This window comes from Deltaproteobacteria bacterium, assembly GCA_016183235.1.
GTDB lineage: Bacteria > UBA10199 > UBA10199 > DSSB01 > JACPFA01 > JACPFA01.
The window spans coordinates 51318-78124 of the sequence record JACPFA010000001.1; the positions used below are offsets into that span (position 1 = coordinate 51318).

Here is a 26807-nt window from a genome sequence, read left to right on the forward strand (position 1 = left end):
AATCTTCATAATTATTTTATAAAATAGAAGATTGCCACGCTCGCAAACGATGCTCGCTCGCAATGACAGAAAGCCCCGCAATGACAATTAAAATTAATAATATCTCCCCTTTTCTCTTCCCTTTACCCACAAATTTTATTATTATTTTTATATGCAGTCTTCCTTCCCCCCTAAAACCATTGATGGCCAATATGAAGTCTTGGAGGTGTTGGGCAGGGGATTTTCGGGCGATGTATTAAAGGTTCGCAAAGACCAACAGCTCATGGCCTTAAAGATGCTCAAAACCCATGCCATGGGCATCAATCAGGCCGATCTTATTTCAACCTTTAAATTCGAGTTTAACCTCCTCAAAGATCTTACTCACCCGAACATCGTCAAAATTTATGATTTTGGTTTTGATAAAGAATTGAAGCGCTTTTATTTCACGGTTGAATGGTTGAACGCTGTTGATCTGGCTCAGCACGCAGAAAATCGAGGTTTTAAAGAACTCGAGCCCTTATTTTTGCAAGCCTTGAGCGGGCTCAGTTATTTGCATGCCCAAAATATCTTGCATGGCGATTTGAAGCCCCAAAATTTATTGGTCATCCAACAAGACAGCAAACCCATTCTTAAAATCATCGACTTTGGCATTAGCCACCCCCAGTTTGTGCAAAAAGGCGGAACCCCTGCCACCTTATCGCCAGAAAAAATTCTCAAAGAACCGGTTGACAGCCGCTCCGACCTTTACGCCATGGGGGTTATCTTTTACACCATACTGACCAAAAAAAATCCCTTTCTCCGAGAAAATGTTCCCAAAACGCTCACCTCTCATTTGAGTTTTGTCCCCCCTCCTCTCATGAGTGTAGCCCCCAGCGTAGCTCCGCTGTGGAGTAAAATTATTGAACGTCTCTTACAAAAAAACCCCAACAACCGTTTCATGAGTGCTGCTGAAATTTTACGCCTCCTCGATCGCGAAGGCTTGGTGCCCACGGCTACGAAAAAAGAATACGGCCTGCCTGCGCACTGGATTGGCCGCCCAGCTTCTTTGCAAGTTCTTGCAAAATTTTTAGACGAGATAAAGCAATCGCCACCCCAACCCCTAGTGCTAGAAATCCTAGGCCCAAGCGGCATAGGGAAACAAAGACTCTTAAAAGAACTCACTTATCAAGCGGAGCTTTCCGGCATCACCCTTGCCCCCAAAGCCCCCGCTGGCCAACAACCCGGCCAATTGTGGATTATGTTCGAAACGAGTTTAGACAATGCCCATGAAGAAATAAGTTTCTTGCTTAATAGAGGCATTCATGTCGCAGGATTTAACTCACAGGCCTCTACTCAACTCAAGCTTGCCCCTTGCCAAGTTTTATCTCACACCCTCTCATATTTAACCAAACACGAAATCGAAGAATATTTAAAAGAAGTCACACACCACTCTAAAATTCCCGTTTTATTATTAGATGCGGTCTTCCAGCATAGTGCCGGCAATGTATCGGTGCTGATGAATATTCTGCGTTCGCTCATGCAAGATCCTTTATTGCGTGAGCCTTCGGGCCGATGGAACTTGAGCACCTTTGAAGAAGCCCCTCCCAGCATCGAACAGTTGGGGTTAAGCTGCCAACCCATTACATCATCGTTTTCTGATTTAGAGCACAAAGATCGTTTTCAAACCTGGCACCTTGCTATCTTGCGCGCTGAAAATCTTATCAAAGAAGGCAAAGATGCCGAGGCCGAAAGTCTCACCGATATGTTAGAAGAAAACATGCCCTTTGCCTCGCCTAGCATCGAGCGCTTGTCGGCCAAGGCCCATATCCTATTCGTTCGCGGTTGGTTGGCTTGTCGCATCAAGCACCTAAAAGAGGCACGGCAATTTTTGAGTGGAGCGATTTCACTATTAGAAGAAGCCCAATTGATTCACGAGGTGTTGGGCCTACGCACCCAAAATTTTTTGGCTTATGTAGAAATGGAAGAGGGCCGCTTTGAACACGCCATTGCTATTCTCAAAGAAACCAAACGGCTGGCCAAAATACTACCTTCCACCAAACAATTTCAGATCACCAATAATGATTTAGGCAACGCCTATAAAATCAACAAACAACCTGAATTGGCCATTGCGTGCCTACTCGAAGAAATCGAGCTTTATAATCAATTGGCCGACCCCTCGCTCGCCATCAAAGCTTATTACAACTTGGGCGAATCTTACCTCATGTTGGGGCAGCTTGAACGGGCTCGCCAGAATTATTTACTATGCGCCAATCGGGCCAGAGAAAATCGTTTTTGGGAATATTTATTACTGGCCTATAATGGTTTGGGCAATGTTGATAATTTTTTAAAAAACACCCCCGAGGCTTTGGAGTTTTACAATCGCGCTGAAACCCTAGCCGAATATTTAAAAGATTACCTCTCGGCTGCCACTACCGCCCAAAATCGTGGTGTGATTTTAGCTGAGAACGGCCGCTACGATGAAGCCTTAGAAGATATCACGCGTTCTTTGACCTATCTCAAAAAAATTCGTGAGCCCGGCCCGCACGAACTTTATTTAAGAGTACGGGCCCATTTAGAAATTGGCGACGTGTTTCGTCTCAAAAAAGATTTTGCCAAGGCCTATGCAAAATTAATGGAATCGCTCAACGGTTCTCATGAACACCCTTTTTGCAAGCCGCTCACCTTTTATATTTTAGAATCATTGGGCAAATTAGCCCTCGACCGTGGTGAGCCCAATAGTTTTGTGCAAATTTATCCTGATTTGATGGAGGCCGCTACCTCTGAAGAATTGCGCATCCGTGCGCAGCTTCTCATGCAACGTTCCCCCATCGATCCTACGACAGCAAAGGAAACCCCTATGCAAGAAAATTTTATTTCAAACCAACAGGTGAATGCCTTACAGGCCATTCTTTCGATCAATCGGCAACTTTTGTTAGAAGAAAATTTAGAAATTCTTGCCCACCGTATTTTGGAATTTGCGATCGAACTCTCGGGTGCTGAAAGCGCTCTCATTGCCACTCTAGAAAAAGATCAAACACTCGAAGTTTTAACCGCACTTAATCTTTCGGTGACCGATGCCATTAAATCGATGAGCCAAACCATTGCCAATAAAGTCTTGACCACAGGGCACGCCATTACCACCCACGACGCTACGGCCGATCAAGAATATAACGTGCACGAATCAGTGATGGCCCTTCACTTGCGTTCGATTTTGTGTGTACCCATCCGAGCCAAAGGCAAAGCCATGGGCATTTTATATTTATCCCACAGCCATCAAAAGGCCTTATTCTCACAAGAAATCGTAAGCACCATGGAGGCCTTTGCCGACCAAGTTGCTTTAGCCATCACCAACGCACAAAAAATTACCGAACTCAAAACCCTAAAAGGCCAACTCGAGCAGGCCCTAGGTGAGGCCCAAATTGAAATTGCTGATTTAAAACAAAATTTACGCGATGGGATTTTACACAAACACCCTAAGATTATTGGCAACAGCCCAAAAATGTTAGCCCTCTTGACGATGGTTGATCGCCTCAGCGAAACCAACTTGCCCGTGCTGATTCAAGGTGAAACCGGCACAGGCAAAGAATTGATTGCCCATTCACTCCACGATGCCAGTCCCCGCAAACCTAAAGCCTTTGTGGCCGTGAACTGCGGTGCCATCCCCGAAAATCTTTTAGAAAGCGAACTGTTTGGTTACAAGGCAGGGGCCTTCACCGGTGCTACCCGCGACAAAAAAGGTTTGTTGGAAGAAGCCCATGGCGGGACTTTATTCTTAGACGAAATCGCTGAACTCCCACTTAACATGCAGGTCAAACTATTGCGGGTGTTGCAAGAAGGCGAATTTACACGCTTGGGCGATACCAAGTCTACACCGGTTGATTTACATATTGTAGCCGCCACTCATCAAAATTTGAACGCTTGGATCAAAGAAAAAAAATTCCGCGAAGATTTATATTATCGCTTATCGGGGATTGTTTTAGAAATGCCACCCTTGCGAGAACGCAAAGAAGACTTAGCCTTGTTGGTTGATCATTTCTTGCAAAAAGCAAGCAACGAACAAAAAAAACCGAAGCCGATCAAAATGGGCAAGGATCTACTAGCCGCCTTGTTAAGCTATGATTGGCCAGGCAATATTCGCGAATTAGAAAATTTTATTCGCACCGCTATTTCTTTCGAAGAACGTGGCGTGATTCACATGGGAACCCTACCGCCCTTTCTACGACAAAAGGTAAAAGACATTGCAATTCCATCGGAACAACCTAAAGCTGAAACCTCTCCCCAAACACCAACCGAGTTGCCATGGATCGAACATTGGAAATGGAACGAATACGAACGCGCCATTTACGCCCAAATGTTAGAACGCCACAACTACGACATCCCCAAAGTCGCATCTTTATTGAACGTGGGGGTTGCCACAGTTTATTTAAAGATTAAAAAATACCGTTTAAAAAAAGGTGAGCCCATCGAAGCGATGACCCATTACCCAAGCGACCTGCCGCTCGAAAACTTTAAAACTTGGTTACTCAAGAAAGCCTACGAAACCACCGGCCACAAACCCTACAAAACCGCCCAAAAGCTAGGCCTCAACCCCGGCACCGTTTATCGGTATATAAAATAGATCACTCATCTGCAGCCCAAAACACCTCATTCGGATAATAATGAGGCACCGCTTGATCGTCAAAAAGGCCTAGTTGTTTATTAGCATTGTAACCCCAACACCAAGGTTTGTAGGTGCTTTTACTACCACCCTCGTTAATACTCACTTCTTGCACAGTCCAAGCGCAACTATGGTACCAACCCAAATCAATCCCATGCACATTTCCAAACAATTCATTTTTGTTAGCCTTAACATAATCGGGAATATAAACCCCTTGTTTATTGTAATTCCCATTACCCAGCTGACCACTAGACCCATCTCCCCAGCACTTCATCTTTTGGTTCTCTAAAACAGCACAGGTATACTGAGCACCTGCCGCAATCGCCACGGCATTGTCGATATTCATAACGTCTACCAGTGAAGAAGCAGGAACATTGGGATCAATTTTGCTATTCCCTAACTGCCCAACATTATTATAGCCCCAACACTTTATTTTCTTATCTGACAAAAGCGCACAAGCATGTAGTTCACCTGCGGCAATGGCCACCGCATTATCGATATTCATGACGTCTACCAGTGAAGAAGCAGAAACATTGGGATCAATTTTGCCATTCCCTAATTGCCCAACATTATTATAGCCCCAACATTTCACTTTTCTTTTTTGATCATTGGGATTTGAGATAATCGCACAACTATGATATTTGCCGACAGCAATAGCTTCTGCATTGGAAAGATCCTTCACATATTCACCAATACCAGGCACCGTATTACCGCCCGTATCACTGCTATCAATTTTGCCATTCCCCAATTGGCCGACCACATTTCTCCCCCAACACCGAACTTGCTTATTGTCCATCAATGCACAAGTATGTTCAAAACTCGCCGCAATATCCACAACTCCCCTTAGATCAATAGCCAACCACCCATTATCTTTCGTAACCGCGTTCCCTTGAGCATCAACAAAATCTTTGACTGCAACGGGCTTTGGCGACGTGGTTCCCAAACCTGCCTGCCCATTCCCTAGTTGGCCCCATCTATTATATCCCCAACATTTCACTTTAGTATCGGATAGTAATGCACAGGTATAATCGCCACCTGCGACAACTTTGGAGACTTTTTCCAAATCAGGAATAGTTGCAGCATACGGCTTATTTTGACTGCTATCTCCCCCTGTTTGCCCAAGCCCTAATTGCCCATAGTAATTATTCCCCCAACATTTTATCTGACCTTCTTGACCTACCATACAAGTATGGTCTGACCCTCCAGCAATTTTGGAATTCAGAATAGAAAACGGCTGAACTGCAGGCGGTGATTGAGGAGACGGTGAAGATGCAGGCGGTGGGACTCCTCCAGGCAAGGCTGGTGATGATACCGGCGAAACTGAAGGAACCGGAGATAAGGAGGGCACCGCCGTGGACACTGGGCTACCCGTTGGAGGAAGTAAATTTTCAGGGTCAGGGTTTTTAGTTAATTTTTCTTTGTCTTCTTGAACCAACGGGTCTGGCTGCGGCGGATCTTTTGGACCACCGCTTGTCCCGTCTGAACCTTTACAACTCAACAAACTACATGACAAAAGAATCAAAACTATAACCGAAAATTTCCTACCCATGGTCGCCCCCCAGGTTTAATATAGTGGGTCAACTTTTAAATAGGCTGTCATCCCCGCGAAGGCGGGGATCCAGCATTTCAGTAACTTTAGTTCAGCAATTTCCGTTCCAACTAAAAATAAAAACAATTTTTTTATAACTGATTGATTTATCTTAAAAAATTTTAATGCAACCCAAACGGCTTTAAGTTAAATAGTGAATAAACACCCACTTTTTCTCAAAATGATAAGGATTGAGGGAACATGAAAATGTAGATCTAATCCCAAACAAGATCCACTCCGTATTTTCTGAAAATTTTATCCGAAGAAAGAATTGAAAGCCCCTCCATCTTGGCCTGAACAGCTAAGAGACGATCGAAAGGATCTTTATGATGAAATTTCAATTGGGACACCTCCAAAGCTTGCCTTAAGCTCATGGGAAGATGTTGAATGCCCATAGACAAGAGGGCATCAGGAAGCCATTTCGAGGGAGATTCTTTAAACCACAATTTACCGATGGCATATTTGATAGCGATTTCCCAAGCAGAAACAACACTAAAGAACAACTCCTCGTGGCCTTCTAATATTTTTACCACCCGACGTGGTAATTTTTCCACCTCACCTAAATACACCCAAAGAAAAGTGGAAGTATCAAGGAGATATTTCATAAGCCGATTCCTGGGAAGTCCTCATCAGTCAATTCATCAAAGAATTCAGGTGAAACACGTCCCATGCCTCTACCAAGGCCTATGATGTTTCTCCTTTTCTTTTTTCCCACGGGGAAAGGAATGAGTTGGGCTACCGGAAGACCATTGCGACATAAAACAATGGTTTCTCCTTCCTCCACCTTATGAAGATAACGGGACAAATAAGTCTTTGCTTCATGAACGTTAAGTTGAATCTTGCTGGGCTTGCTGGACTTAGTCATAAGACTAAACTAACATAAACTGGTTAAAAATCAAGGGCTTTTTTCTTTTCAAGATTTGAGTCTATTTGCTCGGGCGTCAATAATGACATTCAAATTTTCCTTTTCTTCTTCTAACAGAAAACTTTTTTGAACCCATTCCTGAAATTGGGGGACAAGACTTAAGAGCCGTTCAATAGAATTTTTCATCGCCTTTCGGGCAAGACCTAACTGATCGCCAAAATTCAAAAAATCTTGCCCTTTAAGTTTATTCTTTTTACCCAAAAGAGAAATCGGCAAGTCCTCTTCATCAGGAATAACCAATTTCGAAGAAAGCAAATCATAAGCCGGACTTAAAACAACGGTTTGATCGGGATAAGTAACTAAGGAAAAATTTTTAAGATGCATGTCCCCATTGCCAAGCACAAAACAAAAAAGCAGCCGTTCAAAAAATCGGGTGAGTTCAAGATATTTATTACTGCAATATTGTAAAATGCCCTTTGCAATGGCTTCGTAAGAACCCGAATATTTCCTCTCAGCAGGCATTCCTAAAATCTGCCCAAAATCCTCCACGGGTAATCTGTGACCATCCTCCAAAATATCAAAACGTTTAATTAGATAAGCCAATACCCCATCTGCTGTTTTTACTAAGGTGTGGGTTGGAATTATGATTTCGTAAACTTTAGCTAAGTGCATGCACAGGTCTTCATTTTCGGGCAAATGTTCGTAAGTTTGAGTTTGTGGTTTCAAGATATAGGAGCCTCCGCTGGGAAATATTTCAAAATTTTTATTTTTCTTATTTAGCCCCACGGTGATCTTGGGTTGAACACCCGAAATCGACATTTGCCCCGCCATTTTTTGGGCTAATAACCCAAAATCCTTTTGAGCAAAATCAAAGGTTGGAATCCAAGAAACACCAAAAACCCGTTTTACACAGGATGGATGATAAGAAGACACTTCTAATTTCTCGTAACAAGCAAGACAGCGTGGATTCATAGAATGGTCACCGCTCCGATGGTGTGTTTCGCAGTCGCCAACAACAAACCAAACCGATCATAAAGATCAACCTTCACCTTTTTAGAAACAATTTCTAAATACCAACCTTCGGGAATCAACCCATCAAAAAACGGAAACAGGGTAGAAGCTTCATATTTTTCTGTTCGAAGTGGGAAACTAAAACTAATCGCTTTGGCACTTGGGCTTTGGAGGTATTCCGAAGAATATTGAAACTGGTAACCCGAGGCCGTTTCAGACAACCAACCTGCAAGTTGATCCTGAAAAAAAACCCGTGCGGTTCTGTTCATAAGTTGATGGCCCCTAATTCTCTGCCAAAAAGTTTGAGGACTTGGTTTACTTTATCCATGCGAAGCGTTTTCTTTCCTTGCTCCAAATCCCTGATAAAGCGCAACCCAACCCCCGCCACTTCAGCAAGTTTTTTTTGAGTAAGATGCTGGGCTTTACGCCATGCCTTGATTTGTTCAGATAAATTTTCTGCTGACATAAATATACCTTATCGGGATAATTTTAAATAGTATAACAAAATTTTATACCCTTTCAAGCATATTTTATAACATATATTAAAAAAACAACCCTAAAGGGTATAAAAATAAACATATTATACCCGATCACGCAAAAAATTTTCAACGATTAGGCCATGACAGAATAAATTAGACAAGCTATAGCCGATTAATCATCACTTTTCTCAAAATGCGAAAGAAGTCGCCATGACAAAAAATGTACTTATTTTAGGTGGTACCGGTTTTATCGGTTCTCACATCGCGCGGGAATTTTTTGCCCAAGGTTTTAAAATCAAAATCTTTCATCGGGGAACTAGCGATTTTCGTGCCTTGGAAGGGATTGAATTTGAAAAGGTCCGTGGCAATTTAAAAGATCCAGCGAGCCTTGAGGCGGCCTTTGCCAAGACAGACATCGTTGTGCATGCCGCCGCCCCTTACCCCATTTATTCTCTCAACGGCAAAAAATTCCTCAAGAGCTCCCTCGGTGTAACCCTCAATGTTATTGAGGCGGCTAAACGTTCATTTCGCGGCCGCATGATTTATGTTTCAAGTTTGTCCACCATGGGCTTAAGCAAATCTGGTCTGGCCGATGAAACCACCCCTTATCACCCTATCGCCACCACCTATCACATCGCCAAAAAGGCCATGGAAGAAAAATACCTCGAGGCCGCAAGGAATGGTTTAGATGTGGTGATTGTCAATCCAACCGGTTGTTTTGGAGAAAGAGATATTAAACCCACGAGTGGTGAATTTATTGTGAGAATTCTCAAACAAAAAATCCCCGCGTTGATCAAGGCCCCCATGAACGTGGTAGATATTCACGACGTGGCACACGGGGTTTTTCTCGCCTATCAAAAAGGCAAAAGTGGTGAGCGTTATATTTTAGGCGGAGAAGATATCAATTCTTTGCAATTTGCCAAACTCGTCGCTGAACTCGCCCAAATATCTTTCAAAGTTCCAACGGTGCCGGCTTGGCTCGCTCGTTTTACAGCTAATCTTTCAGAATGGGTTGACGGTTATCTTTTACGCAAACCCAAACCAAGCATCCCTACCGTAGGCATCGACCTTATTCAATATTCCCAACACTTAAGTAGCGCCAAGGCCGAAAAATATCTGGGCTACACCCATCAACCCATAGGGCCAGCCCTCGAACGCAGCATCCAGTGGTTCCGCACCCATGGTTATGCTTAAATATTATATGCACCATACTGTAAAAAAGTCGTGACTTTTTTACAGTTGTATGTAAAGTTCTAAAGCATGCCCTTCCGCTATTTATACCCTCCTTTAAACAAGCATTTAACCAACTATCGACAAATGGTCTTTCTGGTTGGCCCTAGACAAGTGGGTAAAACCACCTTGGCAAAAACCTTGTTGGGTAAAACTTTTGTAGAAGGAAAAACTTATTTCAATTGGGACATGATGTCGCATCGCCGATGGCTCACCACTCAAATCTTCACGGGCAACTATGATTTGTCTGGAAACACGCGGATCGTCTTTGACGAAATTCACAAATTTAAACGATGGAAAAATACCTTGAAGGGGCTTTTTGACAAGCATGAACCCAATACGCATTGGATAGTGACTGGTAGCGCTGCAGTCAATGTTTATCGTAAAGGGCAAGATTCTTTATTAGGGAGGCATTTTACTTATCATCTCTTCCCCTTTACCCTTGCTGAAGCTCTTCAAAATGACGAAATCAAACCTTTAAAAATTGAACAATGGACCTCTCGCCATTTTGAGCAGGCCCCCACACCCAGCAAGGAAAATCAGGCATTGTTTATCCAATTATTAAATAAGTCTGGGTTTCCAGAATCTTTTTTCAGCAAAGACAAATCCATCAGCAAACGTTGGCAAACCAATCGCTTGGATCAGTTGATTAATCAAGATTTAGCGCAAACAGAAAATTTGAGGAATTTATCTTTGGTAGAAAATCTTATGTTCTTATTACCAACCCGAGTCGGTAGTCCTTTGTCGATTAATTCCCTCCGCGAAGATTTAGAAGTTCATCATGCCACGGTAAAATATTGGTTAGATCTCTTAGAAAGGGTTTTTTATGGGTTTCGTATTTATCCGTATGCCGAAAAATTGAACCGAGCCCTTAAAAAAGAACCCAAATGGTATTTGTGGGACTACACTGAAGTTGAAGACATGGCCATTCGCTTTGAAAACATGGTGGCATTGCATTTGCTGAAATATGTTTATTACTTAAATGAACTAGGGGAAGATTCGTTAAATTTAAATTACCTAAGGGACAAAGAAAAAAGAGAAGTTGATTTTGTCATTTGTAGAAAAAGAAAACCCTTAGTCTTGATTGAGGTGAAATATAGTAACGGGAATCCTTCTCCCCACTTATTTTATTTTATGGAGAAGTTAGGGCTTAACCATGCCTTTCAACTCGTTGCCGATGGAAATTTGCCCACAAGAAATTACCATAAGCAGCAACGCTCCATTACTGTACTGCCAGCGGCCAGTTTTTTAGCTCGCTTGGTTTAATAATGGTTCCGCACCCATGGTTATGTTTAAACTTAGCAACCCATGTTTAATCTCTCCGATAACTCTACCAGGTAACACAATCCCTTTACGTCAGGGTATCTTGGGAGAAGGAAAATCTATGAAGACTCTGACGTGTCTTATGTTAAGCCTAGTCTTAAGTTTAACCCTCATGACCGCCTGTGGAGATGGCGACGAGAGCTCTGACATCATTGAACCTCCTGTCACCATCGTTAATCCTACTTCGCCGCCCGCTACCACGCCTCCTGCCCCAACACCTCCACTGGGACCAGAAAATGAAACTATTACTATTTTAGCAAGCGCAACTGGAGCAAGTAGCGAAGATATTAAGGCAGCGGCCAAAACGTATAGTGTTGATCTTTCAAATCCAACTTTAAACAGTGAGCTGTTAAAAATGATCGTTGAAATAAGCCCATTGCTCACTGTCGAAGTTAACAGGATCAAGGCCAAAAACGCAGATGGAAAGGCATTCGCGACCCTTAAGAATGCCGCGTTGGTAAAGAGCTATAGCCAAGAATTAGGTAACATCTTAGGTTTATTATTCCCCGACATGACCTTTCGCGCATCCGCGCGTGAAGATTTTGAGCTAACCACCACATGCGTTTGGGTTGTTTGTACACAAGAATACAAAAGGAAGCTAAAAGGGGCATCATCCATCAACATGGCTTTGTCCATGGTATCAACCTATGTTGTTAACGACGAATGTAAGGGATTTTACCACTTTGGTAAGCCGGGGAATTCTCAAGAAGGCGAGGTAGCCTACCTTGAATGCGATGAGATCTTTACAGACTGACCTGACCCCGCAGTAGCTATTACATTTCTATCGTATTCCCAAAGAGCCCTCTTGAAAAAGAGGGCTTTTTTTGCATACTTTACAAGAAATTATTTTCATGCAGTATAAACGCGGTGAAAAATTCACACCCCCTTGTCAAAAATATCCTGGATGATCTGAGTTCATTTGCACCCCTTGAGCTCGCTGAAAAATGGGATCACGCTGGTTTGCAAGTTGGTCGAAGCAACTGCAAAGTTACTGGCGTGCTAGTCGCCCTCGATGCCACAGGGTGGACATTACACGAGGCCGTTCAAAAAAAATTAAACTTAATCATCACCCATCACCCCTTGCTCCCTTCTAAACTAACGCAAAGTCTCAAGACCCTGGCCCGAAAACATCAAATCAATATTTTGTCTTTTCACACCAACCTTGATTCAACCAGCGGCGGCCTCAATGATCTCTTGGCGAAAAAACTACACTTAAAAAATACCCGACCCCTCTTGCCTAACCCTCAACACCCTAAAGTAGGGCTGGGGCGGGTAGGAAGGCTTTCTAAACCAATAGGTTTTGATCAACTTTGCCAAAATTTAATGCGTGCCTTTGGCCTGGCTCATTTGCGATACGTCGGAAATAAAAAAGCCCGCCTCAAAACCATTGCTGTGATGAGCGGCAGCGGTGGTGGATTTTACCGCGAGGCCAAACAAGCGGGTGCCGATGCCCTGGTGACCGGTGACGTAAAATATCATCATGCCTTAGAAGCCATGGCCGAAGGGATCTGCTTGGTTGATATTGGGCATTATCATTCCGAAATCGAAATGACTGCACTCATCACTAAGCTCTTAAAAAGGAAGTTCCTCACCCTTACCATTCAAATCAGTCAAACTAGCCAAGACCCTTTTCAAATAAAGACCCCTCCCATAAGTTTTTTAAAAAAATCTCCCATGGCAGGCATCTTATTTCCCCTATCTTTTGAGACCTTGGATCCTGGCTGACTAAAAGAAACTCTCTGAAAACCCCTTCTTCGGCAAGGGCCTTAAGACCTTTGAGATGTTTTTCAGTCACCTTGGTGGTTGCTTTAATTTCAATGGCTGTATGTTGCCCGACAACATAGTCCACTTCTTGCCCATTGATAGAACGCCAAAAACAAAGATCATCGAACTTACGAGAATAATCTAAATAAGCCCTGAGTTCCATGCCTATGAAATGTTCAAAGGCATTGCCATACTTATCTGAATGACGATCAAGGGCGATTGCTTTGGTAAGGGCATGAACAACCCCAATATCAAAAAAGTAAAACTTAGCGGTTTGAATGGCTTTCCGTTTTTTTGATTTTGTCCACGGATGCAGTAAATAGCCTAAAAGCGTATCCTCCAAAACGCTATAATATTCACGGATGGTTGAGGGAGCCATATTGGCATCATTTCCAATCTCTGTAAAATTGAGCAATTGCCCATTGCCAAGAGCCGCCACTTCAAGAAAGCGGGCAAAAGCCGGGATTTTACGAACTAAACCCTCTGCTTTAATTTCTTCATAAAGATAGGTTTGCACATAGGCCCTTAACTCCTCTTCGGGAGCTTGGCTTAAATACACATGAGGCAAGCCTCCGTACTGCAAGTAACGCTGCAAATTGAACGACGAGATTTCACACCAACTCAGAGGGAACAAATGAGCCATCCAGGCGCGGCCTGCTAACATGTTGGTATTTTGGTTTTTCAACTTTCTGGCTGAACTACCGGTAAGCAGAAATCTTATCTTATGCTTTTCGATAAGCCGGTGAACCTCATTTAAGAGTTCGGGCACCTTTTGTATTTCGTCGATCACAATGTAATGTTGTTTAGGAGCCACCCCCAAGACAAAATTTTCTAATTCTTGAGGGTGTTGCAATAACCTCAAGTAGAGATCGCTTTCCAATAAATCAATGATCAAAGCATGGGCCCCCAATTTTTGATGAATGAGAGTCGATTTTCCTGTCGAACGAGGCCCAAAAAGGAAAAAAGATTTTTTGCGCAGCAATCCTTCGAGATTCAACTTTCTTTTAAATTCCATATACAGCAATTATATCGCTGATTATTTTTTTAATCAACAACAATCTTGCTAAAAAATGAATGTATTGAGTGATTAAAATCAGTGCGTTTTGCGCAACTTAATCCCATGCCTTAGCCGATAACATCCCCTAGAAAGAATTGTGGGGGGTTGAACATGCTAAAAGGTTTAGGAATTTTTTTGATTTTACTCATCGTCTTAAGCGCCTGTGGGGGGACCGCTCAAGACGATCCTATCAAGAAAAATTGTAAAGACACCAATTGCCAAACCGCACCAACGCCACCACCCACCACACCACCTATTGCAACCCCAACACCAGGGCTACCTGAAGTCGTTGTCCCCGGCCTTCAAGCGTTAAGCCAAGCAACGGGCGCTACCCCTGAATTTATTATGGAAGCAGCTGCTGACTATGGTTATACAGACTTTACAGCCCTCCCTGTTAATTCGGATTTGGTGGAATTTCTCGTTAAAGTGAGCGAAGCCAATTATGGTGATGCTTACCTGAACCTTTTGAAACAAAATTATACTATCATTCATTTGGGTAACGCAAAATTCGAGGATGTTAGCAAAAAATTAAAAAACGCACTGGTCTCCACCAAACTTTTGCTCTTACCGCTCATTGAACTGACTACGAGTAAAGACATCATTGACATCTTAAACGAAGAAAAACCTGATGGAATTGGAGAATTGGTTTTGAATGCACCGACTGCTTGGCAACAGCAACTCTTTCCTTTGCCTGAGGGCCTCGACCCTACATCGGCGCTCGCTAACGTTTTCAAGTACGTTTTTACGGTTTATTATGCCACATTCATTTCAGTGCGTATTGATGGCGCCTGTTACACCCTCTTCCAATTCAATGCTGACTCTGACCCCAACGATCAGCTGCGCGGCTCCATCAGCCTCGTTCAATGCAAAGACAGTGCCTTTACCGCTTACTTCTACGAATAACCCCTAAAGCTTCTTCAAAGCTTGCACCAAGTGATTCACCATATTCTGCGCATCGCCATAAAGCATGCGCGTATTATCGGTGTAAAAAAGTTCGTTCTCAACCCCCGCAAAACCCTTGCCCTTACCGCGTTTAATCACAATGGCATTTTTTGAACGATCGACATCTAAAATCGGCATACCATAAATGGGGCTGGCGGTATTGCTGCGCGCGGCCGGGTTCACCACATCGTTAGCCCCAATCACCAGGCTCACATCCGTGGTAGCAAATTCGGGGTTGATTTCTTCAATATCAAATAATTGCTCATAGGCAATGCCCGCTTCGGCCAACAACACATTCATGTGCCCAGGCATGCGGCCGGCCACCGGGTGAATGGCAAACTTAACCGTAACACCCCGTTGCTGGAGCAAGTCGGATAATTCTTTCACTTTATGCTGGGCTTGAGCGACTGCCATACCATACCCCGGCACCACAATGACCTTTTCAGCATAGGCTAACAACACTGCGGCATCATCGGGGTCAATGGCTTTCAGGCTACCCTTCATTTCACTGCAGTCATCCTTTTGCTCTTGACCAAAGGCACCAAACAAAATGTTGCTAATCGAACGATTCATGGCCTTAGCCATCAACTGCGTCAACAGAGTACCCGCAGCCCCCACCACCGTGCCGGCAATAATCATGGCATCGTTCTTAAGGGCAAAGCCCTCCAACCCAACAGCCAAGCCAGTCAGGGCATTGTAGAGCGAAATCACCACCGGCATATCTCCGCCCCCAATCGGTAAGGTCATGAAAATGCCAAACAGCAACGCACCCACAAAAAATAACAAGATAAACCCCGACGAAGGATCTTTTAATAAATAAGCACCCACCAACACCGACCCGATCAAAACAAGAAAATTAAAAACCTGTTGCCCAAAAAAAGTGATGGGGCGTTCCCGCATTAAACCTTGCAATTTAGTAAAGGCGATAAGACTGCCCGTAAAAGCCACCGTTCCAATCAAGCCCCCTGCAATTGTTAAAATTCTAAGGCTTAACTCCGAAACACCATTTTGCGTCAACTCAACGGCCGCAATGGCTGCAGCTGCGCCACCCCCCATGCCATTATAAAGAGCGATCATCTGAGGCATCGCAGTCATAGTAACTTTTTTCGCTGCCACAAAGGCGACCAAGCCACCCAGTGCAATGGCGATGACCATCAGCAAATGATTTTCTAACCCCGGATGTAAAAAAGTAACCGCAACGGCCAACAACATGGCCACACCTGCCCACACAATCCCGCTGCGCGCGGTCGTAGGCGAGCTCATTTTCTTGAGCCCCAAGATCACCAAAACCACAGTCAAAAAATAAACGCTTTGAATCAGTATAGGCACGGTGTTTATTTTTCCTTTCGTTTTTTCTTTTCAAACATTTCTAGCATACGCACGGTTACCGCATAACCACCCGCGGCATTCATGGTTGCTAAAAAAACCCCACTAAACCCAATCACCTTTTCAACCATCGTTCTCGATTCGCCCAGGGCAACCATCGCCCCCACCAACACAATACCATGCACAAAGTTTGAGCCCGACATGAGCGGGGTGTGCAAAATCACAGGGACTCGCGCAATGACTTCATAGCCCGTAAAGGCCGCTAAAAGAAAAATATATAAAGCCGGAGAGACCGATTCCATTAGAGTTTGACTCCTTGAATAATTTCGTCTTTTAAATCAGCAGTTAAAGTTTTCCCATTTTGCGTCAAAAGGTTTAAAAATTGTAAAAGATTTTTGGCATACATTTCACTGGCATGGGCTGGCAATAGACTCGGCAAATTCGTTAGGCCTACGATTTTTACCCCGTGGCTTTCTACTATTTCCCCTGCCTTCGTGAGTTCACAATTGCCGCCCGATTCGGCTGCAATATCCACCACCACCGAGCCTGATTTCATGCCGTCGATCATAGCCTTGGTAATTAAACGAGGCGCAGATCGACCTGGCACCTGGGCTGTAGTAATGACAATATCGGCCTCAGCAACGTGCTTAGCAAAAACTTCTTTTTCTTTATTTTTTTCTTCTTCGGTAAGCTCGCGGGCATAACCCCCTTGAGTTTCAGCATTGACTGTACCCCCCACAAATTTGGCACCCAGCGATTCCACCTGTTCTTTCACACTGGCTCGAATGTCATGGGCACTCACAATGGCACCCAAGCGCCTAGCCGTAGCAATGGCCTGCAAACCCGCCACACCCGCCCCTAAAATCAAAACTTTCGCCGGCCGAATGGTGCCTGCAGCGGTTGTGAGCATAGGAAAAAATTTGGGGCTAGCACCCGCGGCTAACAGTACAGCCTTATAGCCCGCCACCGTGGATTGAGAAGAAAGCACATCCATCACTTGCGCCCGTGTGATGCGTGGCATGAACTCCATGGCAAAACATTGCACCTTTTTATTTTTGAGCTGCGCAAGCCTTTCAGGGTCGCGATGGGCAAAGAAGAGACCAATTAAAATTTTACCTTCGGGGATTAACTCAATTTCTGCCTCAAGGGGGGGCTGTACCTTTAAGAGGATATCCACCCGGCTTAAAAGTGCCCTTTTATCTGCCTCAATCTTGGCACCGGCTTTTTCATAGAGTTCATCGGGGAAATAGGCGCTAAGCCCAGCCCCTTTTTCGACTCTAACTTCGTAACCCGCTTGCACTAATTTGGCCACCACTTCAGGAACCAAGGCCACTCGATTTTCGCCGCTTTGAATTTCTTTTAAAACTCCCACACCAACGGGCACAGGCTCTCTCCTTTAGTCAGTACAATAAAATCACTAGACCTCTTGCAGAACCGTTGCGAGCGACCCAAGGACAAGGCGGGTCGGGGCCCCAAAACCGCAGCGTATCCGTGGATGGTGTCATTGCGAGCCCAACGGGCGAAGCAATCTCGCCGGTTAAACAGAGGAGATTGCTTCACCCTAAAGGGTTCGCAATGACAGTGTAACGCAAGTCATTGGGTCGCACAGTAGGTTATGCAAGAGGTCTATTACAAAAAGTGAACCGATAGGTAAATCATTATTACCATGATTGTCATCAGCCATGGCTCTATCTCTCGTCATGAATGCCCCGAAACAACTTTTTTTGCCCTTCACCGATAACTTTAATGCAGGGGGGATTTATTTAGGGAGTTGAGCCCGTGCGAAATTTTACACGCCCCACAGCATTCATTTTTACGATTGTTTTATCAGCTTTTTTCTGGAGTTGCGAAGTTGTAAAGGTGGACAAAACCCCCAACAACCCGCTAATTCAAGCTGAGGTTGAAGCTGAGAGCCAACCCACTGAAACCCAACCCAGCGCTGAAGAAGAACAGGCCGTTAAAAGAGAAGTTTTAATTAAAATGCTTAGCTCAATGACCGGTACCGACATTGAAACCATTGAAGAAAATTTAAGCCTCGCCCAAGTCGATATACCCATGGCTGAAATCACCAAACAAACCATACTATTTATTGCGGCCATCGACCCCGAAACCCAAGACTTGGCACAAAAGGTCAAAGAATTAAACTATCAATGGACCATAGAGAAAAAACAATCGGCTTTTGAACCCCTTATCAAGGCCAATAAAGAATTAAAGGTGCGTATATCCACCTTACTTATTTTAATTGCTCCTGATCATGAGTTTGATCAGCCCCAAGATGATGGAAAATTTGGTGCTGGAATTGCCGAAGCCGGTGGAGGAATTATTGGTGCTATTGTTGACGCTATTATCGAGGGTTTGATACAAGTTGGTCTCGCCATCTCCTATAATATCGATGGCCAATGTAAGAGCTTCTTTTATTTCAATTATCCCATCTTAGAAAAAACCCGAGGTTATGTAACCCTCGTGGATTGCGGAAAAAATCCTATCGATTTTCAATAAAAACGCATGACAGCCCAAATCTGCCTTCTCAACCCATCGCGGAATGAGATTTTTTTCGATCATAAATACCTATTATTATTAATATAATTCAATATTATACGTTTATTATTGTAATTTAACAAAACTTATATACATCTTTTACCGAGAATAGGTTCTGAACATCAGAATTTGGATCCCCCTCTTTGGCACTACTTCCGTAAAAACCTTTCCCCCCAGGGTTTAATGGAACGCCTTAAAGAGGGGGTTTCTTTTTAGCAACATTCTTCCCATCCTACCGATACGACTATTGTAAGGGGGGCTATGCTTCCACACTCATGTGGGGTTTATAAAAGGATGGGTATTATGAAACGTACGGTTTTTCTTGGTTTATTATTTTCCCTTTTTATTGTTTTTTCAGCCTGTGGAGATAATGGTGATGGAGATGTAACGGTTGATATTCCGCCCGGTGGATCTGAAACCCCACCGCCTGTCGCACCTCCTCCTTCCGGCAGTCCCATTGCAACACCTACGGCGGCACCCACTGCTACTCCTAGCCCTACACCCACGACAAGCCCCGAAGATACGGCTAAGATCGAAGCTAATTTAGATATTTTAGTTGCGGCTACCATTGCAGCCGAAGCAACCGATGAAGAAAAGGCTACCAAGCGAGCTGAAATTCAGACTGCGGCTGATACCTACAAGGTTGATTTAGCCAATCCTACACTCAGTGCTAAATTAGTGCGGTTCGTTGTTAAGATCAAACCCGAAGCCGCTGCCTTAGCTGAAGAAATCAAGGCCGCCAATAAAAACAATCAGATCTTTATCACAGACACCATGACCAAGGTAAAAGACTACAAAACCCATGTGGCCTTTGTACTGTCTATGTTATTGCCTGACATTGTCTTCGAAGTACCCACCGATGATGGTAAATTTGGTGGCGGTATTGCCCAATCAGGTGCTGGTATCTTTGGTGTCATCTTCGATGCTATTATCGAAGCTATGGAACAAATTGGCATTGGCATCTCTTATCAAGTCAACGGTGAATGCAAAGGTTTCTTCCAATTTGGTGAACCTAACCAATCCAAAGAAGGTTCGGTTACCTATGTTAGTTGTGAGAATATTTTTAAAGATCCCCCTACATTCAGTGTAGGCAACGACACAACCAAACCTGTCTCAAACGATAGGATTGGCTCGGTCACAGATACCGTTATTAAACCAAAACCGGTCATCATTAAAAACTACATGCATTGATTTAATTTAAATAATACCTTTTTAAAAAAGCCCTTATGGTCCTTCATAAGGGCTTTTTATTTTCTAAGCTTTTTCAATTTGTGATACGCATACTAACGTCATATATGGATCCCGGATCGGGGTCCGGGATGACGTCATGCCGGACTTGATCCGGCATCCATTCATCCATCCTGAGCAAAGCGAATGACATCATTTATGGACTTACTCATCTTACTTATCGCCTTCAGTTATTTTTCTTTTATCATCCCCATGCTTAGATATATCTTGCGTCGCCTTCTCTTTCTCATCAACAAATTACAATTCAGCCCTTTTAATCCCCTTCAAACCATCTTGGGTCGCATCGATAATTTTATGGGCCCCTTTCGCGAAACCGTCCTCCCCATCCTATTGAGCATCAACGTCTTGGTTTACGGCATTGGGGCCTATGGTCATTGGCATCACAAATTTCCTAAAGCGATTTTTGTGTGGCTTGTTTTTTTATTGATAGCCTGGGCCAGCCGTTATCGTCGCTTGAAAGTGCAATTAGAACTAGCTGAATTTTTAAACCAACACCCCAATTGCCATCCCGAAGATTTTTTTAAAATTTACTACGCCCAATTTGCTGTTTTACCCTCTCCGCCTTCTACTTGGAACTATCGCACGATTACTTTGGGCAATGTCGATTTTCGCACGGGTAGAAAACCCAAACAAACCTTCTTGCCATTTTTTATTTCAGCCCTGCAAACCAGTACTCTCGCAAGCATGGCTATTCTGGCCCTTACCAGGCGAGATGAAAAAACTGGCGTTGAAATCTTTGACGCTCTTTCTCGCATGTGGGGGGCCATCATCGCCCTTAATATCAAAGCAAAAATTTCCACCTTGCACGCCAATCTGGTTCCACCCCTAGAGGGCAAAACTTTATTAGTCTATAATCACCGCAGCTATCTCGATTTTGGTTTAAGCTTTTTTGCCTTAGGTCTTCTTAAAACTAAAACCGACCGATTTTTACGGTCACGGTTTATCACGGCTAAAGATCACTTTGTCGATAATCCCATCCTCTATTCTTGGTTAAAGGTCGGCAAAGCCATTGAAAAAGCTGGGATGATCTTTGTTGATCGGAAAAAAGGCAAAGGCTGGGAAGCCATGCTACAAGCAGCGGAGAGCTTAGTTGAAAAAGAAGTAGAGATTGCGGTGTATCCCCAAGGCACCAGGGCTAATGCCTGCATAGACTTGCAAGGCGAGCGAAGGGATGCAAGTTATTACACAACTTTTAGGCCCGACCAATGGCAAGCTGAGCTTGGGCATTTAAAAATGGGCACCGCAACGCTTATTCTTGATGCGGCAATGGCCTTGGCATCATGGATCCCGGGCCTGCCCCGGACTCGGATCCGGGGTCAAGCCCGGGATGACGCAAGTAAACTTAATATTTTGGTCGTTGGCATTGAAGGCACGGGTATCGCTGGCCCCAAGGGTAGTTTCCGCTGCCAAACCGAAACTGAAATCAATTTTGTACTAAGTGAACCCTGGCATTACCAACTGCCTAGCAATGTTTCATTGGTAAAACCTACCAGTTCAACCCCCAAACTTGAGGCAGAAAAAAATTACCAAACAGAAATTAAAAAAATTAATTTTGAAATCAATGCACGTCTTTTAAAAGTTTTAAACTGGCATGAAAAACTGATTGTCAGGGCTTGTGAAGAAATGGGCCCTTCGATTGAAAATTTTCTCTTGCAATGCCAAGCCTCCCACCAAAGTCTCCCCTTTATTCTTCTCGATAGAATTTTTTCACTACCTCCTTCTCTATTAAAAAGTTGCCTTTTAGAATTTACCCAATTGAATCAAAAAGATCTACATCACCCGGCTTGGCAGGCCTTGTTACAAAAGGTCTCTTTGGCCTATTTTTGACGTTGCTCAAGTTTGAGGCATTGTAAAGTGTCTAGGTAAATATTCTTTCTCGAACCCACGGCCACAATTTCGACTATTTTGTTTTGTAATCGATAAATGGTTCGGTATCTGCCCATGCGATAGCTATAAAGCCCCTCTAGCTCTTTCTTGAGAGGTTTCCCCACCCGGGGATTTTTTAAAACCGCCTGAAACCCCGCACGAGTTTTTTGTTTCAAATCAGGATGGAAATTGCGAAGAAGCCGTCGAATGGGAGGAGGAACAAAGAGTCGGAATCCAGTGCCAGTCATTGCAGGTTATTTAAAAAGTTCATTGAGGTTATCAAGGGTGTAAAGTTTCCCTTTTCTCTTTTTTAGTCGAACAAGCCCCCTTTTAATCTCCGTCATCAATTCTTTGTCGGAAAGAATTTCATTAGTTTCCTTCCAGTTTTCATATTCTTCCGCATTAATTAATACAATGGAAGGCTTGCCATTTTTGGTCACCATCACTTCTTCACCCGTTGTATCAATAGCGGATACTAAGGCGCTCAACTTCATTTTAGCTTCTGACAAAGGAATAACTCTCATAAATAACCCCAGCAATGTTTGAGCCGATTCTTAAACTAGGCTGAATTCAGCCTATGTTATTTGCCATCGAAAATCAATGCGAAAATACAAAAACTTTAGATTGCCTTGACAGTCGCGTCTCCATGGTTTAAGGCACTGAATGAATGACCATTCATTTGATTTTGAAGCCATCTGGCTTCAAAATCATCCTGAGCCTTGGCGAAGGATCTCACAAGCTTTAAACAGGAGATTTTATGCGAGAAGCTGTCATTGTTTCAGCGGTTCGATCCCCCATGGGGCGTGCCCTTAAAGGAAATTTTATTTACACCCGCATCGACGACCTGGCGGCAATCGTTGTAAAAGAGGCACTCCGCCGAGTGGAGGGTTTAGACCCTAAAGAAATTGAGGATGTTTTAATTGGCTGTGCCATGCCCGAGGGCGAACAAGGCATGAATGTCGCGCGCAACATTAGTCTTTTAGCTGGCATTCCATTTTCAGCTGCCGCTGCCACCGTAAACCGTTTTTGTGCCTCCTCCCTTCAAACTATCATGGATGCAGCCCGTGCCATTATGGTGGGCGATGGTGAAGTGATTGTAGCCGGCGGTGTCGAAACCATGACTCATGTCCCTATGGGCGGTTTCAATCCTAGCTTAAACCCTAAGCTCATGAAAGAAGGCGCACCCGAAGCTTACATTAGTATGGGCATCACGGCTGAAAATGTCGCTTTAAAATATAAAATTTCTCGCCAAGATCAAGATGCCTTTGCCTTAAAAAGTCATCAAAAGGCCTTGCAGGCCATGAAAGAAGGTAAATTCAAAAATGAAATTGTGGCAATTGAAACCGTGCAACAAGATGGCTCCACAAAATTAATTGATATCGATCAAGGCCCTCGCGCCGAGACCACCCTTGAAGCCTTGGGTTCGTTGAAGCCCGCTTTTAAAGAAGGCGGCACAGTGACCGCCGGCAACTCTTCACCGTTAACCGATGGGGCGGCTGCAGTTGTTATCATGAGTGCTGATCGCGCTAAGCAATTGGGCATTAAACCACTAGCCAAGATTAAAGCCATGGCGGTGGCAGGCTGTGATCCAGCATTCATGGGCATTGGCCCAATCCCTGCAGTTCAAAAAATCTTAAAACGTGCGGGGCTGTCCGTTAAAGACATTGACATTTTCGAACTCAACGAAGCCTTTGCCGCTCAATCGTTGGCGGTCGTGCGCGAACTTGGCATTGATGAAGCAAAACTCAACCCGCATGGTGGTGCCATTGCGTTAGGTCATCCCCTAGGTTGTTCGGGTTCTCGCATCATGGCAACCCTCATCAATGATTTAAAGACCTACAACAAAACCTTGGGGCTTGAAACCATGTGTATCGGCGGAGGGCAAGGTGCCGCCTGCATTATTGAAAGGTTGAGTTAGCCTGTCATTGCGGGCGGTGTCATCCCCGCGAAGCATGCCCTCGACCCCGATCGGGGGGCGGGGACCCATGATGCCGAGCGTGGCAATCTCATCGCTCAAGCAGAAGGGATTGCTTCACCCGGCTGGGTTCGCAATGACAGAAGATCCTGCTGGTTCGTAATGACATTTAATGGAGTTTATATGGCAAAACAAATCAAGAAAGTAGCTGTTTTAGGATCCGGCATTATGGGCGGTGGCATTGCTGCACTATTAGCCGGGGCCGAGATTGACTGTCTGCTGCTCGATATCGTTCCCAAAGATGCCGATGCAACCCCGCAATCGCGCAACAAGCTTGCAATCAAAGGTTTAGAAAATTTGGCCAAAAGCAAACCTGCTTTGATTTTTTCAAAATCTGATCTCAAGCGCATCACGCCCGGTAACTTTGAAGATGATTGGAATAAACTCAAAGATTACGACATGGTGATTGAAGTCGTCGTCGAACGTCTCGACATTAAGCGTTCTGTCTTTGAACGTTTGGAAAAAGTGATTGGCCCTGAAACTATTGTCGCTTCTAATACATCCGGGCTTCCCTTAACTGCCATGGCCGAAGGTCGCTCTAAGAATTTCAAAAAGAATTTTTTGATTACCCATTTTTTTAATCCCGTTCGCTACATGAAGTTAGTCGAAGTGATCTCGGGCCCGGAAACCGATCCTCAAACCACACAATTCATCGCACAATTTTTAGAAAACACCCTCGGCAAAGGGGTGGTATACGCCAAAGATACACCTAATTTTATCGCTAACCGCATTGGCACCTTGGCATGGGTCGACGCGTTTAAACTCATGCTTGAAAAAAACTACACCGTTGACGAAGTCGATGTGATTTTGGGCCCAGCCTTGGGCAAACCCAAGAGTGCGATGTTTCGCACCGCTGACTTAGTAGGCCTCGACACCTTGGCTCACGTAATTGAAACTCTCTATCAATCTTGCCCCAACGATGAAAAGCGCGATGTGCTGGCCATGCCCAAAGAAGTTGGCCGCATGCTAGAAAATAAATGGCTAGGCGATAAAACCAAACAAGGTTTTTACAAAAAATCTAAAGATGCCAGCGGAAAATCGCAAATCTTAACCCTCGATTTAAAAAGCTTCGAATACCAACCGCAAAACAAACCTAAGTTTGATTCAGTGGGTGCGGTTCGCAAATTGACCGATGCGGGTGAAAAAATTAAAACCATGATTAACGCTACGGATCGCGCCGCTGAATTTGCCTGGATCACGACTCGCAATACTTTACTTTATGCGGCTAATCGCATCCCTGAGATTGCTGATGATGTGGTGAATGTCGATAACGCCATGAAATGGGGATTTAATTGGGACATTGGCCCCTTTGAAACCCTTGATGCCATTGGTGTTCAAGCCTTTGCCGAACGCGTGAAAAAAGATGGCCTAAGCGTCCCCAAAAATATTGAGTTAGTGTTAAATAAAGGCAGTGGTGTTTTTTACAAAAAAGCCGGGGCCAAAAAACTCTATTTTGATTTACAAAGCGCTACTTACCAAGAAATTCCCACTAAACCCAATGTTATTGTTCTCAAATCCATCCGCGAACAAAACAAAGTTATGAAGTCTAATGCTAGCGCCTCTATTTTAGACTTAGGCGATGGAGTGTTGGGTTTAGAATTTCACTCCAAAATGAACGCCATCGATGGCGACATTGGCGCCATGGGTATGGAAGCCATTGAGCTGGTCAAACAACCTGGCTACAAAGGTTTAGTGATCGCTAACGAAGGCGAAAATTTTTCAGTGGGTGCTAACCTCATGCTCATTTGGTTAGAATCTACCCAAAAGAATTTTGATAGCATTGAAAAGCTGGTCAAAGGTTTCCAAGATTTTTGTATGGCCTTGAAATATTCCCCTAAGCCGGTCGTGGCAGCCCCCTTTGGGCTTACGCTGGGTGGGGGTTGTGAAATTTGTATGGGTGCTGACCAAATCCGCGCCGCGGCTGAAACCTACATTGGCCTTGTCGAAGTGGGCGCTGGCCTTATTCCGGGAGGTGGTGGCAATAAAAATCTTTTGCTCAACGCAGAGGCCGCCCTCAAAGCTAAGGGCCAAAGGCTATGGATGGCCAACGGTGATGGTGGGTTTTTTCCCAAAGTGCAAAAGGCCTTTCAAACGATTGCCTTTGCAACCGTTGCCACGAGCGCCAAAGAAGGTTTTGAACATTGTTATTTAAAAAAGGGTGATCGGATTTCTTTATCCAAAGACAGCCTTATTTATGACGCTAAACAAGATGTTTTAGCATTATCTAAAACCTACCAACCTTCAACCCCTCGCCAAGATATTTTGGTGGGTGGAGTGGGAGCCTTTATGGCCATCAAAAGCGCGCTGCGGGGCTATCTTGCCATAAAACAAATCAGCGAACACGATGCGCTGGTTGGGGAAAAGCTTGCCTGGGTGCTCACCGCTGGGAAGTTGCCTAATCAAGCCTTGGTGTCAGAACAATATCTCCTCGATATTGAACGCGAGGCCTTCTTATCCCTTTGCGGTGAAGAAAAATCCCAAGCCCGCATGCAAGCCCTCCTCACCACCGGCAAGCCACTAAGGAATTAGTGTAATATTCTATTATTCTGAGCCCAGCAGGGCGAAAGAATCTTCCATTTTATTCTTCAATTAGGGTCACGTCTTTTCGAGGGAGGGAGAGGCCAATGGAGAGCCCGCGCCCGGTCGGCCTACTCGGGCTAAAAAATTTTTAAGCCCTCCTACGGCCGCCCTCCTGCGCTGAAAGGCTCTCCCTTGACCTCTCCCTCCCTCGAAAAGACTTCTTCTCAAGTATTTGAGATTATATAAAAAGCGAGCGAGGCGACTTTGCCGGTGACTTAGCTTTCTCGACCCATCGCGGAAGCGGCGGGGCCCCAATGCGAGTTAGCCGTCATGGAAAGCCGAGGCTCCCGCCTTTGGCGGGAGAACGCGGAAGGATTCCGTGACGGCTAACTCCATTAGAAGATATGGATGACCTCAGCACTTGCCACCGGGCGCTGGTTAGCCCAATAAGAGAGTGCAA

General features: G+C 44.4%; 23 protein-coding genes. 11 read left to right on the forward strand and 12 right to left on the reverse strand.

Features of this window, described 5'->3' with window-relative positions; genetic code table 11:
• Positions 1–151 precede the first annotated feature (151 nt).
• Positions 152–4576, forward strand: coding sequence for a sigma 54-interacting transcriptional regulator (locus HYU97_00210; GenBank protein ID MBI2335175.1), 4425 nt, complete (start codon positions 152–154; stop codon positions 4574–4576).
• Between the two features lies 1 nt (position 4577).
• On the opposite strand, the gene HYU97_00215 is transcribed toward HYU97_00210, so the two are convergent.
• The 6 genes from HYU97_00215 to HYU97_00240 form a co-directional block, all read right to left on the reverse strand.
• Entirely contained in the window at positions 4578–6164 is a 1587-nt protein-coding gene (locus HYU97_00215) for a hypothetical protein (GenBank protein ID MBI2335176.1), read from the reverse strand.
• 254 nt (positions 6165–6418) lie between these two features.
• The gene (locus HYU97_00220; GenBank protein MBI2335177.1) at positions 6419–6808 is read right to left on the reverse strand and encodes a type II toxin-antitoxin system VapC family toxin; all 390 of its coding nucleotides are present in this window, start codon (positions 6806–6808) and stop codon (positions 6419–6421) included.
• Positions 6805–7041, reverse strand: coding sequence for a type II toxin-antitoxin system Phd/YefM family antitoxin (locus HYU97_00225; GenBank protein MBI2335178.1), 237 nt, complete (start codon positions 7039–7041; stop codon positions 6805–6807). Before HYU97_00225 ends, HYU97_00220 begins: the two co-directional genes overlap by 4 nt.
• Before the next feature lie 75 nt (positions 7042–7116).
• Entirely contained in the window at positions 7117–8040 is a 924-nt protein-coding gene (locus HYU97_00230; GenBank protein ID MBI2335179.1) for a HipA domain-containing protein, read from the reverse strand.
• Positions 8037–8348 carry a HipA N-terminal domain-containing protein gene (locus tag HYU97_00235; protein ID MBI2335180.1) on the reverse strand — a complete coding sequence of 104 codons (312 nt, stop codon included), beginning with the start codon at positions 8346–8348 and terminating at the stop codon, positions 8037–8039. The genes HYU97_00230 and HYU97_00235 overlap by 4 nt, the downstream gene beginning before the upstream one ends.
• Complete coding sequence (locus HYU97_00240; GenBank protein ID MBI2335181.1) at positions 8345–8545, reverse strand: helix-turn-helix transcriptional regulator; 201 nt, start codon at positions 8543–8545, stop codon at positions 8345–8347. The genes HYU97_00235 and HYU97_00240 overlap by 4 nt, the downstream gene beginning before the upstream one ends.
• Positions 8546–8768: 223 nt before the next feature.
• Here HYU97_00240 and HYU97_00245 point away from each other — a divergent pair, with 223 nt between their 5' ends.
• From HYU97_00245 to HYU97_00260, 4 genes are all read left to right on the forward strand, one after another.
• Complete coding sequence (locus HYU97_00245) at positions 8769–9752, forward strand: NAD-dependent epimerase/dehydratase family protein (GenBank protein ID MBI2335182.1); 984 nt, start codon at positions 8769–8771, stop codon at positions 9750–9752.
• A 66-nt stretch (positions 9753–9818) separates the two neighbouring features.
• Positions 9819–11054 carry an ATP-binding protein gene (locus tag HYU97_00250; GenBank protein ID MBI2335183.1) on the forward strand — a complete coding sequence of 412 codons (1236 nt, stop codon included), beginning with the start codon at positions 9819–9821 and terminating at the stop codon, positions 11052–11054.
• Positions 11055–11172: 118 nt separating this feature from the next.
• Positions 11173–11865: a hypothetical protein gene (locus HYU97_00255; protein ID MBI2335184.1), complete on the forward strand. Its 693-nt coding sequence runs from the start codon at positions 11173–11175 to the stop codon at positions 11863–11865.
• Positions 11866–11978: 113 nt separating this feature from the next.
• Complete coding sequence (locus tag HYU97_00260; GenBank protein MBI2335185.1) at positions 11979–12836, forward strand: Nif3-like dinuclear metal center hexameric protein; 858 nt, start codon at positions 11979–11981, stop codon at positions 12834–12836.
• Here HYU97_00260 and HYU97_00265 read toward each other — a convergent pair.
• Entirely contained in the window at positions 12727–13890 is a 1164-nt protein-coding gene (locus tag HYU97_00265) for an ATP-binding protein (GenBank protein ID MBI2335186.1), read from the reverse strand. The genes HYU97_00260 and HYU97_00265 overlap by 110 nt on opposite strands.
• A 153-nt stretch (positions 13891–14043) precedes the next feature.
• Between HYU97_00265 and HYU97_00270 the strand changes: the two genes are divergently transcribed.
• Positions 14044–14835, forward strand: coding sequence for a hypothetical protein (locus tag HYU97_00270; protein ID MBI2335187.1), 792 nt, complete (start codon positions 14044–14046; stop codon positions 14833–14835).
• Positions 14836–14838: 3 nt separating this feature from the next.
• Here the strand turns inward: HYU97_00270 and HYU97_00275 are convergent, their stop codons facing one another.
• Genes HYU97_00275 through HYU97_00285 form a run of 3 tightly spaced genes read right to left on the reverse strand, consistent with a single transcriptional unit; the run spans position 14839 to position 17584 of the window.
• Positions 14839–16203: an NAD(P)(+) transhydrogenase (Re/Si-specific) subunit beta gene (locus HYU97_00275; GenBank protein MBI2335188.1), complete on the reverse strand. Its 1365-nt coding sequence runs from the start codon at positions 16201–16203 to the stop codon at positions 14839–14841.
• Between the two features lie 5 nt (positions 16204–16208).
• On the reverse strand, positions 16209–16502 hold the full coding sequence (locus tag HYU97_00280; protein MBI2335189.1) for an NAD(P) transhydrogenase subunit alpha: 294 nt from the start codon (positions 16500–16502) through the stop codon (positions 16209–16211).
• The gene (locus HYU97_00285) at positions 16502–17584 is read right to left on the reverse strand and encodes a Re/Si-specific NAD(P)(+) transhydrogenase subunit alpha (protein ID MBI2335190.1); all 1083 of its coding nucleotides are present in this window, start codon (positions 17582–17584) and stop codon (positions 16502–16504) included. Before HYU97_00285 ends, HYU97_00280 begins: the two co-directional genes overlap by 1 nt.
• Before the next feature lie 395 nt (positions 17585–17979).
• On the opposite strand from HYU97_00285, the gene HYU97_00290 reads away from it, so the two are divergent.
• The 3 genes from HYU97_00290 to HYU97_00300 all read left to right on the forward strand — a co-directional run bounded on the left by HYU97_00290 (position 17980) and on the right by HYU97_00300 (position 21813).
• Positions 17980–18699, forward strand: coding sequence for a hypothetical protein (locus HYU97_00290; protein MBI2335191.1), 720 nt, complete (start codon positions 17980–17982; stop codon positions 18697–18699).
• Positions 18700–19041: 342 nt separating this feature from the next.
• Positions 19042–19929, forward strand: a complete 888-nt coding sequence (locus tag HYU97_00295; protein MBI2335192.1) for a hypothetical protein — start codon at positions 19042–19044, stop codon at positions 19927–19929.
• 183 nt (positions 19930–20112) lie between these two features.
• On the forward strand, positions 20113–21813 hold the full coding sequence (locus HYU97_00300) for a 1-acyl-sn-glycerol-3-phosphate acyltransferase (GenBank protein ID MBI2335193.1): 1701 nt from the start codon (positions 20113–20115) through the stop codon (positions 21811–21813).
• Here the strand turns inward: HYU97_00300 and HYU97_00305 are convergent.
• Both HYU97_00305 and HYU97_00310 read right to left on the reverse strand, forming a co-directional pair.
• On the reverse strand, positions 21804–22100 hold the full coding sequence (locus tag HYU97_00305; GenBank protein ID MBI2335194.1) for a type II toxin-antitoxin system RelE/ParE family toxin: 297 nt from the start codon (positions 22098–22100) through the stop codon (positions 21804–21806). The two genes, HYU97_00300 and HYU97_00305, sit on opposite strands and share 10 nt — an antisense overlap.
• A gap of 6 nt (positions 22101–22106) precedes the next feature.
• A complete protein-coding gene (locus HYU97_00310; protein MBI2335195.1) occupies positions 22107–22376 on the reverse strand; it encodes a type II toxin-antitoxin system Phd/YefM family antitoxin in 270 nt (89 codons plus the stop codon).
• A 233-nt stretch (positions 22377–22609) separates the two neighbouring features.
• Between HYU97_00310 and HYU97_00315 the strand changes: the two genes are divergently transcribed.
• Entirely contained in the window at positions 22610–23770 is a 1161-nt protein-coding gene (locus tag HYU97_00315; protein MBI2335196.1) for a thiolase family protein, read from the forward strand.
• Positions 23771–23950: 180 nt separating this feature from the next.
• Positions 23951–26356: a 3-hydroxyacyl-CoA dehydrogenase/enoyl-CoA hydratase family protein gene (locus HYU97_00320; GenBank protein MBI2335197.1), complete on the forward strand. Its 2406-nt coding sequence runs from the start codon at positions 23951–23953 to the stop codon at positions 26354–26356.
• Positions 26357–26807 lie beyond the last annotated feature (451 nt).